The sequence below is a fragment of the Kocuria sp. ZOR0020 genome (genome assembly GCF_000800955.1).
GTDB classification, from domain to species: Bacteria; Actinomycetota; Actinomycetes; order Actinomycetales; family Micrococcaceae; genus Kocuria; species Kocuria subflava.
This window is the reverse complement of record NZ_JROX01000461.1, coordinates 1-435: the sequence shown is the minus strand read 5'-3', so window position 1 is coordinate 435 and position 435 is coordinate 1. Positions and strand designations below refer to the sequence as shown.

Sequence of the window (435 nt, the reverse complement as noted above, 5' to 3'; positions counted from 1 at the left end):
GGTTCAATAACTTCATAACCGTTAATGACAGCTTCAACCATTTTCAATTGCTCGTAACACTCAAAAGCACTACTTGGACATTTATCGCCGCCTATCCAATTGTATCCATAACCAAAACGAGTGATGTGACAAAGCGCTCGTTTTTTGTTTATTTCATCTTCAAGGTTTCCAAAAGTTTCAAGATAATCAGCTTGTTTTTGCGTTAATTTGACTACCATTTGTTAGTTCTCCTTTATTTCTATATATACTATTATACCAAAATTAATTATCGTTGTCAAATATTAGATGATATTTTTTTATTTATTTCTACTTTTAATTGTAATGCCCTAATCAATGCACGCTTAGAATAATCATTTTCGCAAGCTGCATGCAATTTTTTCGACTGTCTGACTAGAAATTCAGCACGTCCAAGCCATACTTTGAAAAGTTCGTCAT

The 435-nt window shown here is 32.6% G+C and carries 1 protein-coding gene; it reads right to left on the bottom strand.

Annotated elements, in window-relative coordinates:
- The coding region (locus L979_RS15695; RefSeq protein ID WP_047692930.1) for a hypothetical protein at positions 1 to 218 on the bottom strand (218 nt) is incomplete at its 3' end.
- Positions 219 to 435 lie beyond the last annotated feature (217 nt).